We start from the raw sequence: 13040 nt of genomic DNA, 5'->3' as shown, positions 1-13040 counted from the left end.
ATGAAAAAAAAATCTTTATCCCCAATCCCGGCTGCAATATATCCTATTACACCAGCCTATACTCCACTACAAGACCACACACTGAAGACCGGTAATAATCATTTATATCAGAAAACTGGATTGTTTAAGGACTTACCAATATAATCCGGTTTCTCTTATTCTGATTTTGTAATGAAAAGAAGCGGTTCTAATGAATTATCGGTTCTAAAAGACTGTAATAAACAGTACTATTTGATTTTCAGTAACTATTGTTTTAAAGTAGATCTGCTTTATTATTCTTCTTCTATCTCTACAATTAGGAATCTGCAATTACCATAGAATTTGAATACAAGTTATTCATAGGATCAAATATTAATCTAAAAAAACATGTGTATGAGAAAAAAAACTTTCTTATCAATCTGGGCTGTATTATGCTCAGCAGCATCCGTTTACGCCTCTCCACGAGGTGATACGGACTGGCATTTTCGTAATGCCCCCATTATTTTGGGAAGCTATATTCCTGTAACTACCTACAATTTTGATCTGGATCCGCTGATCGTAATTTCACAAAACGTGAATGAAAAAGGAGCCGTTGTCATGAGCGGTCAGCTTCATAAACCTGTCACCACGAGTGATATTCTAATTTCCGTCAAATATCAGAATGCTCAGGGAGAATGGATCAGCGTGTGGTGTAAAACATTGTATGCAAGCAACCAGTATGATGAAAATCTTAATGCAACATTTGAATTGCCCGCTTCTGTAAACAGTACATACAATTTAAAAGTTGAGCTAGGCTCAGAGACTAACAACTTCTCTGACATCACATGGAATAAGGCTGTGAGCCATTACAAATTCGGAGATTATACTGCGACAGCTTGTGAACTGGATGAAAATGAATACACCATACTTTTCACCCCGAAAAAAAGCGGTACAGTATTATTTAATCCTAACGGAACTGTTTCCGGTGTAAAAGACCGGGTAAAATCACAGCATCTAACAAAGAAACTGGATGATATTGTTTTATCAGTCAATGCAAACGGTACATTAGATAACACGAATACCAATGCACCTGTCATCAACATTGAAAATCCTAATAATCTCGGTACGATTGTCAGCTCACAGAAATATATCTACCAGGGCAGTGATACAAGCCCTTTTGAGTTTTCATATCATGACCCTGTTTATGTATTTGCCGGTAAATTTTCAAGTTCGGGTTTCTTTATTAACTTCAGTAACTGGTTTTTACCTCCTGAAGAGGGCGGAGAACCCTGGGGCAGAGGGTATTTGGATTTTACAAACCCTAATGCTCTAGTTAACAGGTATTACAACCTTTACAATTACATCAACGAGAAACTGACTGACATTATTGCAGATCAAGAGCCTGTAGTTATTGTTGTAAGTAAAATAACAGGTTTCAGGGTATACAAATCTACCGGACAGTATATTACTGTGAATGCATTAAGCAATTATAATACAGTGAATGATTTCGGTTACCCTCCTTTATATGACAAACAGAGAGGACCCGGATCTGAAAACTTTTTCTTAAGCAATACTCCTCAAGCGTCATTATATGGTATCGGAGCCATCAGAAACAGAAAAGTACGTGCTGACTGGAACGGACCGATGAGACCACTTTCGGAAGTAGAAGCTGAAATCAAAAAATTCATAAAGTACGTAGGTATTTTTGGAAATTCCACGGCATATGATTCACCAGACTGCTCGAACAACTGCTTTGCAATCAACGCCGGAGCACAGGCTGACTATACAGTAGCAGACTGGACCAAAGCCCCCAACAGCTATATTTTCACAGGTAAAGATCAGGATGGCAATACGGTAGACGGATTGTATATTCCTGTAAAAAAAGCCTATGAAATGTGGCGAAGCGGGAATTATATGAAAGGTATTGATGTGCCTTCCGGACCGGTAACAGCGGATGTTTTATGGGAAGACAATATGGGATTGATAAAATCTAAAGAAAATTATACTTTGGATATTATAGATTCAGGTGAAAATGCAAAAATTAAAGTACCTGTCAATAAAGTAAAAAAAGGAAATGCATTGATTTCTTTTAAGGTAAATGGAGAAGTTTTCTGGTCATGGCACGTTTGGGTAACAGATGACCCAACAAATGGCTCTACCTATAAAAGCTATGATGATGTAAAAAGACAATTAAGCGACGGAACCGTAGAGACTATTCCAAATTCTGAATGGGGCTGGATGGACAGGAACCTTGGTGCAATGGGGAATTCTCTTACTGGAGCAGGATGGAACAGAAGCGGCGGATTATTATACCAATGGGGAAGAAAAGATCCTTTTCCATCATTGACAAATAATGATGCCAGTTTCTATCAAATAACCGGAAGCTTAGGAAAAATTGTATATGACGATGCTATATCAAGAGTAAGATTTACCGACAGTCCTTTTAATGATTATAAAAATTTTAATGAATTAATAAAGTTTGTCAATAAATCTACAGCCAACATAACAGATAATATCAGAGTATCAGTAAAAAATCCTCTGAGCCTGATCTATGTAAATGATAATGGTACTAATAACTCTCCTCTTTCCACCTATGGTACTGTAAATACGGTGCCTTACTATTACAACTGGTTTGGGCAGGTACCAGGGTTACAAACTGATGAACTCAGTAAAGTGAACTTATGGTCTGATAATTCACTGGGAGTACAGGCAGTAGATTATACTGTTTCACAACCTTACAGAAATAAGTCTTCTTTTGACCCATGTCCTAACGGATGGAGGTTACCTTCAGTGTTGGTTGCATCATCAACAAAAAATGTAAGAATGGATTTTACGCCTTTCGGGCCTAAAGTAAACAGCCCGCTTTCCGCTTTAAATCTTGGCAGATCAAATATTTTCCCGGGATTGTCTAATCTGAAAACATATCTTGCCGGTATCAAAATATATCCTCAGTATGGTTTTGATATGACGAATGTAGAAGGTAACAATATTGGTATATTCCCAGGAACCGGCTGGATAGGAAGAGGAATAGGCGGAGATACCAGATATCATACTAAAGCAGCCTTCACAGACCAGCTTGAAACCTATTTGTGGACTTCAACAATGACTACAGTTTCCGGGTATTCCTCAGTAGCCAGTGCATTAAGGTTAATTCCATCTTCGGATCAGATAGTGAATGGTTTCAGACCAGATGAAACTAATTATCCGGATGTTTATGGTGTTTACAGCTATAAACCATCTGATGATTATCCAACTAACAATGCACATGCATGCCGATGTATTAAGGATCCGCTATTTGTAAAAAATAACTACGACTTCAAAACCACTTTCTTTAGTGAATCTGAAACATACAAAGTAGGATTAGATAACCCTAATAGTTATATGATTACAAAATCTACAGCAGATCAGGTAATTTCAATCCCGGTGAGTAAAGCTTTTTCTGTACAAAGTAATTATTTAGGCAATACTCAGATTCTGGATGCTGCAAGTTTTAATAATTTAAAAGCGAATATCCTTTGGACAGATAATCCTGCTATGGTAACCCAATTGACTCTGGACAATCCATCTTCCAAAGATTCCAATATCAATGTGAAGGTAAACGCCAATCAGTCTGGAAATGCAGTAGTTACTTTACACAATGGTTCAGTGAGTAATCCTGTTTACTGGAGCTGGCACATCTGGGTAACCAATACATCCGTAAATTCTTTTACCCATGTAAATGATACTCCAATCACGACTGATAATTACATCAACTATACTCAGAAAGGAATGATCATGAAAACATCCATCATGGATAGGAATTTAGGAGCTATTGACATTATGCCGAGCCCTTATAATCCAGGGGTAGCAAATGATGTTAATCAACTTAATCGTTCGCAAGGATTACACTATCAATGGGGTAGAAAAGATCCTCTTCCTATATTTACTAATATAAGCGGTTCTAAGTATAATATATCACTGGGTACTACTAATAATGGAGTTGTAACCTATTCAAATTTTACTGAGGCGAACTATAATTCAAGTAATATAGTAAATTATGACACTTATAAAAGCAGTATTAGTACCAATGATAAAATAGATGTAAGAATAGAAAAAATTCTGGGGTATTCTACAGCAAACCCTTTAAAGTTTATGGTACCAACAGTTAAGTATCCGTCACGTGGAGCTAATTATGCTAATTATAATCTTGCTTCAGATTGGTTGTTTGACACTAACTATCATGGGTTATATGCTGAACGATGGGGATTAGGTGATAAAAAATCTGTTTTTGATCCTTGCCCGAATGGATGGAGAATACCGGAGACTGGTACAGGTCCTACATATAAACATCCGATCAGTGGGTCTTCTACCATAAAAACTACCCCGTGGAGCTTTAAAGAAAACTTTGAAACGCCATCGTATAAAGATACTAATGGTGCAATAAAATCTGGTCAGATTGTAGGTAATACAGAGACTGGTTATTATGGATCACCTATTTATAGCAATCTCGCCAGTCCTTATGGTAAAACAGTAGGATTTGTATTTAATAACAGTTTATATAATGTAGGAAATTATCCGAAAAGTCTTACAAAAGGCGGCAGAAGTGTAATGTATCCTGATGCGGCAATTACATTCCCTTATTATAGTATTGGTACTTTATCAGGTGGAATCTGGTATGCTAATTTAAATGGAGAACTGACAGGCAGAGCTACTTATATGTCTTTCGATAATTTTTCCAGAATTATGGTGAAAAATGCTGATATTGATCCTTATGCAGCTATGAGCTGCAGATGTGTGAAGCAGGAAGATATCAATATTCCAAGAGGACCGCTGCCAGGTATTCCTGTAACACCAAACACCGGTTTTCAGGCCAGAACTGCTTTCAGTAAAACGGTTATCGAGGAAAAAGTAAAAGACGATAAGCTTGTTCTATATCCTAATCCTGTAAAAGATATCCTGTATGTTGAAGCTAAAGACAATAAGGACTATTATTATCAGATTTATAATATGTCCGGACAGTTGATGAAAGAAGGTAAATTTATCAATAAACAAACAGATGTTACTTCACTATTAACCGGAGCTTATCTGGTAAGAATCAACAATTCTGAAACTATTGTAAAAATTATTAAAAAGTAAATTATAAACAATACTTTAAAGCTATGATGGCTGGAATTTCTTCCGGCCATTTTTATTTATGTTTAAATATATAAGAGTAGATAAAGCTTTATCATTTTCGATGATAGCAATTTTTATCAAAGTAATAAACAAAAAAAAGTCTTCTATTTCTAGAAGACTTTTTGCGATCCGGACGGGACTCGAACCCGCGACCTCCGCCGTGACAGGGCGGCATTCTAACCAGCTGAACTACCGGATCAATTTTTTTAAGGTAAATTGACAAAACTTTTACAATCCGGACCGAACTTCTGATTATCAGAAAGTCCTATCCATCTGCTTTAAGATACTCTCCTATTTAGTAAATGATCATATAAATCACTTTTGTAAACAATCTAAGAGCATTTGTTTTTAACTGGTGCAAATATATAGCTTTTTTTAGTTTTTCCCAAGAAACCTGTTCCTTTTCTTTTAAAGCTAATTGTAAAATACACATTTTCAAATATAAAAAATTCAGATATTAACTACTGTAAACACCTTTTTAACAGGTTATACTTAGAGCATTTAAGAAAGTCGACTATAAAAACACACACAAAATCAACATTCTTATTATTTCAATATCTAATCTTAAGATGATAGATTCACCGTACTATCAGGCATTTTTAAATATAGCTCTAAAATATTACATATTTTATTAAATCTTAAGCACGAAATTCTCTTTCTTTAATCAATTTTTTATATTCACTTAATATAGCATTCCAGATCACAGACTGCTCGAATCGATCTTCAATCATCGGCCGTGCATTCTTTTTTAATGTCTGATAATAATCTTTGTCTGAGATCATTTTCTCCATTTCTTCCCTAAGACTTTCACTATCTTTTACAGGCACAATTACTCCATTCTCATTTTCCACAATGATTTCATTGCATCCATTGATATCAGAAACTATACTTGGCAGTTCCATTGCTCCGGCCTGCATCACCACATTAGGGAAACCCTCCCGATAGCTAGGAAAAACCAGTACATCAGAAATCGCAAAATAAGGACGAACATCTTTCTGAAAACCTACAGAGACAATATCCGGGTTATTTTCTATTTCATTTAATGTATCGGGATATAACGGATCCAGCTCTTGTTCCAGAGGACCTACCAATAATAATTTTGAACGCTGTTGATTTTCTTGTTTATTTAAAGCAGAAAATGCTTTTATCAGTTCATTAATTCCTTTGTCTCCAACCAAACGTCCTACAAACACGAAAACAAAATCTGTGTTTTCTATTTTTAATTCATTTTTTAGAAAAGTTTTCTGATCTTCTGAAACGTGTTCGGGTGAAAAGAATGAAGTATCAATTCCGTTTGATGAACCGTTTCCAATTACCTTAAGCTTGTATTTGTCTGCATATTTGTGCTCGATAATATAATCAGACAGCCCTTTTGAATTTGGGTACACCTGTGTTGCAGAAGCATAAGTTAATTTCTCAACAAGATCTAAAACCTGACGTTTCATACCCGTTACCTCCATCAATGGTAAGCCTGCCACTGTATGCAGTCTATGAGGAACCCCTGCCATTCTTGCAGCCAACATCCCTACAATACCAGCTTTAGGGGTATGAGTATGAACAATTTGTGGTTTCTCTTTTCTTAAAAATCGATAAGTACTCCATAAAGATTTAATGTCTTTAATGGGAGTAATCTTACGAGACATATCAATCGCTATTACGTCTATTTCTTCATCTTTTTTCACTTCATCCAGCTCCTTACCTGGGGATGAAACACCTATTACATCAAAATGTTCTGACATAAACCGATGCTGCCCTTTCAGTAGAATTTTTAAAGAAAGCGGCACTGTTGTAATCCGTACTAATTTAGTTTTCAACTTCTTTCATTTTTTTATTATTATTTCTATAAATCCTAGAACTAATTAATAAATTTTTCATAAATCTTTTGTGTGTTGTTATTTTTACTCATTTATTTAAATTTCACTTGTTTGTGATTTTTTTAAAAAACAATATAAATTATTATGAACCCCTGTTAATCCAAAATTTGTTACAAACCGAACTTAGTTTTGGGTTGACATAGCATCATTTCAATCTAGGAAAATCATTAATCCTCCTATTTGCATACGTGTTTTTTGAGATTTGATAGCGTTGTGGCAGAGATAAATGTGCATCATCTTCACATCTTCGCCAGCTATATATTGGTAGTTGAATACCTTGATGTCATTTATATTCTATATGACATAAATTTGATTAGATGATTGATTTCATTAACATTTTAATTTACTATTCTCCTTAAGATCATTAAAGAAAATAAAATTCTTAATTATTTTCAGTTTTCAAGTTTCGTAAACAATTTCATTATATTTTTAACATTTCTAACAACATTAAAAACTTTAATTTTTATTTTAAGTCTTTTTTAAGCATAATATCATAAGCAAAAATCTTTCCATTATCACTTTTTTTGGAAAAATTAATATTTATAGAATATGTATATTTTACACATTACCTTTCTTTATTTCAAAGTAAAAGTAATTATTGATTGTATTTTATCTTTTGTTGTGAAAATTTCTGTAAATCAGTTACTATTCCTTTATTATCTTTATGATCTGATTTAAAGTCATTTACCTTCAAATTAATATTATCCAAGGATGAATTCTTATACAAGAAATTAAAAGGTACTTTGTTGTATTTTAAGTCAATACCTGAAAAAACAATATTCCCCATCAATTTCTTTTTAGCATCATTTTTCTGATTAGAATAGGAAATTCCACTTTTGGAATAAAAATCTTTATAATTTTCAATAACTACATTAACGTTATTTGCGTCACTATCTCCTCTTAGCCTAGCTAAATAAAAGGCAAGCCCGCTCACCTCATTATTATATGTTACGATTGATTTTAATGAAATATTTACTTTTTTGTTATCAGGAGTATTAGGTTCTATATCTATTCCCGTCTTAGGATTAGCTCCATTGGTATTTGAAACTACTAAATTCTGCAGTAAAATATTGTCACCGCTTATAACAGAAATTCCGTTTCTTCGGTTATTATCAATAAGACCTCCTATCACAGAAATATTATTGGAGAAACCATTTCCCCCTATATAGATACCATCTCCCCAACAGTCTTTGATCACAGGATTATAGATTTTTATATTTACGGCATCTTTAATATTTATTCCCATGCCCCATTCTCCTGTTTTCCCCAGATGAACAGATCTGTCTCCTATAATATCAGGGTTATATACACTTACATTTTTCTTTCCTGTAATATCAATCATGGCATATCCCTGATTATTGGATGCCTTCAATTTCAATTGGGATTTATCATCAAATAATAAGGTAGAATTATCCTTTAGCTGAAGCCCTTTATCATTGATTAAAATGGGAAAATTGGGTAGTAAAACCGTTGCATTTTCATTAATTGCTTTCTGAACATATGCCGTATAATCTTCTGATCCGTCCTTTTTGTAATTATTGGGAAGAAGTTTTACAACTTCAAAAGATTTTGCTTTTAAATTATTGAAGGCTGAAGTGACCTCAGCTTTTTTAATATAAGTATCAGGAACATCTTTATAACTAAATTTCCCCTGCGCACATGATAGATTAACTATAAGTAAAAAAATTAATAAGCTTCTCATAATGTATAATATATTTCACGATAATATTTTGCAATTTCTTCAATAGAGAAATTTTTTGATCTAGAAAAACATTTTTCGGCAGTTGTGTTATAAAAAGATGAATTTGAGTGTAAATTTTTAATTATTTCAGCTAAATCCTCAGCTTTACCTCTATCAAATAATATTCCATACTCTGAAACGACTTCTGAAAGACCCGGCACATTTGAGGCAACCACAGGTTTATTACAAGCCATCCCTTCTACTGCTACAATACCAAACCCTTCATAATGGGATGATACAACTACTACATCGCTCATTTTGATGAGTTCAGCAATATTGGCCTGATTACCTAAGAAAAAAGCTCTGTTTTCCAACCCATTATTTTTAACAAGTTCTTTGCAGTTTTCTAATTCCGGCCCCTCTCCTACGAATATCGCTTTTACATGAGGAGGTAACAATGTAAGTGCTCTGATCAGGGTAGGCTGGTCTTTTGCAGCTCTGAAACTTGCTACCTGAATTAATAAAAAATCTTTGTCTGACACATTATACGCAGTACGGGAATAAGCTTTTGAATTATAAAACTTATTGAGGTTGACTCCATTATTTATGACCTTCATCTTTGCTTTAAATTCAGATCCTAAATGTTGAATAAGATTTTTTTCTGTGGATTCTGAAATACAGATAATAGAGTTTAGTTGGGCGTAAATAAATTTTTCTATTCTTTTTAAATACCACTTAGATCTTCTGTTATTTTCGGTACTATGTTCAGTAAATACTACTTTTTGTTTTCGGGAAAATAAAAGTTTGTACAATACCCCCCAATATAGTGTAGGAAATAAATGCAAATGAATAACATCCGCATCTGTGACTCTTCTATTTATAAAAAAGGGAATCCGAATATCATATAGACTTTTTGAAGGAATTACGTCAATTTTTATTTTTCCATTACTTTCTACTTCTTTTTTTAAAGAGGTATCAATATCGTCTAATAATAACAAATATATTTCGTCTGAACTTCCCTCAGACAATTCAGTACAAAGGTCAACTACTAACCTTTCTGCACCGCCAAACCTTAAACTATTTATGATATGATATACTTTCATTATTATTGAGTGTTCCGATAATTAGAATAAGTGGGATAACTATATAATGTGTATTTATAAATGATGCATGAAAGTTTCCTCCAACAAGCATTAATAAAAAAAGAAAAAACAAAATTGGCTGCTTTTTTAAACCTTTAAACCACACAACAATTAGAAATAATAATAGCAGTAAAGTAAAAACAACACCATACTGCACAAGAAAATCTAAAATAAAATTATGGGGTAACATGGATTTTGATGTCTCACTAAAGCCCAAAAACCTGGAACCAAACCAGAAGTTTTTATAAAAATAGTTCAGGGCGTTCAAATAGTTATCTAGACGTCCGGAGTCATTGGATAAATTAGTTGTTCTATTTAAAGAATATATATATAATATGGTCTTAACCAGGGGAAAGCCTACAATTAATGAGATCACAATTATTTTTATATTCCTCAAATATATAAGCAGAAAGAAAAGGGCTATAAAAAGAGCCGCTATACCGGATCTTCCGGAAGTTAATACACTGGTTCCTATAGTAAAAAGCAAGAAAATGATACTCCATTTATAATTAATGATATATTTCTTAGTCAGTAATCCATAACATAAAATCAAAGAGGCACTTGATAAATAGATAGATGAAATACTATAATCATAAAAAAGACCAGCAAATCCAGTTCTGGATTTACCAAATTGATTCTGAACACCCAGATAATTTATTCCCAAGATTTTCAAAGACAGGTATTGGATTAATACCATTAAACCTGCCACGGATGCTGCGAAAACATAGAACTTCATCATCGAAGAAACAGTTAAGTCGGACATTTTCAACTTAATTAACGCTATTATAATTATTAATAAAAATAACAGTGTTTTTATCAATGTTTCGACCAATATTTTCGGATAATTAGACTGATTAAAAAAATAAACACCCAAACAAAATAACAATAACCCCAGCCCCAGAATTTGAATGAGCAGGTTCTTTTTTGAAGAAAAGTTACTGGCAAATAATACACAGATAAATAAAAACTGAATAATAATAAAAAGGCTGAAAAAACTACTTCCCACCAAAGGGCTGAAGCTGAAAGGTAAAGTTAATATTAAACAAATAGTAAATGCTTCATTAAGGGTAGCCCTTTTACGTATACGATTAAAGTAAAACAAAAATAATAGAATAGATAAACCGCCTACTACTATCTGGTTTAAATTAAACATATATAATATTGAAATCACAAAACATATTGATGTACCTATAAGGTAATCAGATTTCGTGAATTTATCTATCGTATTATTTATTTCCAATCTTTTCATTTATCAATTCATATATTCCAAAAAAAGTTAATTTACTAAACCCTAACTTCATTAACTGAGTAAATGGCAACCTTTTTAAGTTAAATAATAAAATTTTAAGATATCTTTTACCTAAAACACAATTAACATTGAATTTATTATTCGGATAATTTGATTTTAGTTCTAAAGAAAGTTTCTTAAAAAAGGAAAGAATAAAATCCACTGAAAAGTCTTCAAAACTGATATTTCTAATTTTATCCGATAAAGACAGAATATAAATAAAATCTAATTCTTTTTGATCTAAAACAATATTCTGCTGCTGTAAAGCCAGCTGCTGAATATTAGATATTGTTCTCTTTCTCTGTTCTATCTGGCCAGCTCCAACATTGGTTTGGCTATTGGGTGTATCTCTATAATACAACAAAGGCATTCTAAAATTGTACCCTTTACCATATTGCAGAATTTTGATCCACAACTGATAATCCTCGGCATACTTATAATCCTTTTCAAAAAAAAGATTATTCTCTTTAATAATACCAGCCCTGAACATCACTGCCGGATGGGTAAAAGGTGTACTGAAAATTGAATGTATCCTAATTGATGTATCATCAACCGGAAGTACACTAAGGTGAAAATGAGAAATAGAATGGGCAAATTCCTTTCTGGATGAACTGCAGATAATATATTCAGGATTCTTCTCCATGAAATCTATCTGCATTTGAAAACGGGATGAATGGCATATATCATCAGCATCCATTCTGGCAATATATTCACCTTTTGCTAGTAAGATCCCTTTATTCAAAGTTTCTATTAATCCTAAATTCTTTTCATTTTCAATGTACCTTATCCTTTCATCCTTATAGCCTAATATGATTTCTTTTGTGAAATCTATGGAACCGTCATTAATAATCAACAATTCAAAGTCTTTAAAACTTTGTGCAAGTATACTGTCTACCGCTGTTCTAAGATACTGTTCAGCATTATATGCAGGTAAAATTACCGAAATTTTAGGACTCATTCTTTACATAAAGTTTAACATTATTAAAATTCTTCAGCCATGCATCGTAAAAATTTTTACTTTTCCCATAAACGTTATCTAAGATAACAACCTCTTTATCCAATAAGATACTCAGGATTAAACCATGCAAACGGGTTGTATATACTTTATGATATTGATTGATAAACTCCTTTCCGCGGTTGATATGCAGATCCATTCCATTTCTCTTTTTGAATCCATAGGCGTTATCAATTATTAAAGAAGAGGCAGGCAAAAACTTAATGATTTTTGAAAGCTTACCGTCCAGAGCTTCTACATAATTGGTGATGGTATTCATTCTCTTTGAGGAAGAATTGTAAGTTGGCCAATCTTTTATATCATATTCCCCTTCAATGACATTCTGAAAAGAATCTTTACTTGCTTCTGCATCAGTTCTGTTCAGATATAAATTCTTTCTCGTTTCAGGAGAATTGGTCTTAATATCAGCATCAAAATCTAAAAAGAAAGCCATATCCGGTGCTAATTTTAATTTTTCTTCATTAAAAGCAGCTTTTAAAGTATCATATGAAGGCAAATCTCTTACTAATACGTGAAGATCACGATGATTGTTGAAAATAGCAAAATCTCTTTTTAGATTTGCTTCGCTATTGTAATGTACCGTTTGAGGCAGAACAATAATCTTGTTATTGGGAAAGTTTTCAATGATATATCTTTTAAAACTTTGACTTGATTCATATATATCACCAAAGTTTCCTCCTCCGTGCAGCAGAATAACTGTTTTCTCAGATTTTATATCACTTTTTTTGAAAGTATATCTGTTGTACTGCCCAATACACTTATGGGCTAATGTTTTAAAAAATTCTAATTCTCCTTTCCAAATTAAAGAATCTCCAATATTTCTATGATTAGGTATATCTAACAGAATAAAATCATTATCAATGAGTGGAGTAAGCTGAGTAGATATTATATTTTTTAATTGTCTTATATTTTCTTTATTGGAATTCAT

At 32.9% G+C, this 13040-nt stretch carries 7 protein-coding genes and 1 tRNA gene; 1 reads left to right on the top strand and 7 read right to left on the bottom strand.

What is annotated here, in order from left to right:
• Positions 1–372 precede the first annotated feature (372 nt).
• Positions 373–5073 carry a T9SS type A sorting domain-containing protein gene (locus CHRYMOREF3P_RS19790; protein ID WP_180565317.1) on the top strand — a complete coding sequence of 1567 codons (4701 nt, stop codon included), beginning with the start codon at positions 373–375 and terminating at the stop codon, positions 5071–5073.
• Positions 5074–5237: 164 nt separating this feature from the next.
• Here CHRYMOREF3P_RS19790 and CHRYMOREF3P_RS19785 read toward each other — a convergent pair.
• From CHRYMOREF3P_RS19785 to CHRYMOREF3P_RS19755, 7 genes are all read right to left on the bottom strand, one after another.
• Positions 5238–5311, bottom strand: a tRNA-Asp gene (locus tag CHRYMOREF3P_RS19785).
• 439 nt (positions 5312–5750) lie between these two features.
• On the bottom strand, positions 5751–6851 hold the full coding sequence (locus CHRYMOREF3P_RS19780; protein WP_077415659.1) for a glycosyltransferase family 4 protein: 1101 nt from the start codon (positions 6849–6851) through the stop codon (positions 5751–5753).
• Positions 6852–7581: 730 nt separating this feature from the next.
• The gene (locus CHRYMOREF3P_RS19775; RefSeq protein WP_077415661.1) at positions 7582–8688 is read right to left on the bottom strand and encodes a right-handed parallel beta-helix repeat-containing protein; all 1107 of its coding nucleotides are present in this window, start codon (positions 8686–8688) and stop codon (positions 7582–7584) included.
• Positions 8685–9770, bottom strand: coding sequence for a glycosyltransferase (locus tag CHRYMOREF3P_RS19770; RefSeq protein ID WP_077415663.1), 1086 nt, complete (start codon positions 9768–9770; stop codon positions 8685–8687). Before CHRYMOREF3P_RS19770 ends, CHRYMOREF3P_RS19775 begins: the two co-directional genes overlap by 4 nt.
• Positions 9745–11058: an O-antigen ligase family protein gene (locus tag CHRYMOREF3P_RS19765; RefSeq protein WP_077415665.1), complete on the bottom strand. Its 1314-nt coding sequence runs from the start codon at positions 11056–11058 to the stop codon at positions 9745–9747. Before CHRYMOREF3P_RS19765 ends, CHRYMOREF3P_RS19770 begins: the two co-directional genes overlap by 26 nt.
• A complete protein-coding gene (locus tag CHRYMOREF3P_RS19760) occupies positions 11036–12055 on the bottom strand; it encodes a glycosyltransferase family 2 protein (protein ID WP_180565316.1) in 1020 nt (339 codons plus the stop codon). The genes CHRYMOREF3P_RS19765 and CHRYMOREF3P_RS19760 overlap by 23 nt, the downstream gene beginning before the upstream one ends.
• The gene (locus tag CHRYMOREF3P_RS19755; protein WP_077415669.1) at positions 12045–13040 is read right to left on the bottom strand and encodes a polysaccharide pyruvyl transferase family protein; all 996 of its coding nucleotides are present in this window, start codon (positions 13038–13040) and stop codon (positions 12045–12047) included. The genes CHRYMOREF3P_RS19760 and CHRYMOREF3P_RS19755 overlap by 11 nt, the downstream gene beginning before the upstream one ends.

Origin of the sequence: Chryseobacterium sp. JV274, assembly GCF_903969135.1 — a bacterium.
Classification (GTDB): Bacteria; Bacteroidota; Bacteroidia; order Flavobacteriales; family Weeksellaceae; genus Chryseobacterium.
This window is presented reverse-complemented; position numbering and strand designations above follow the sequence as displayed.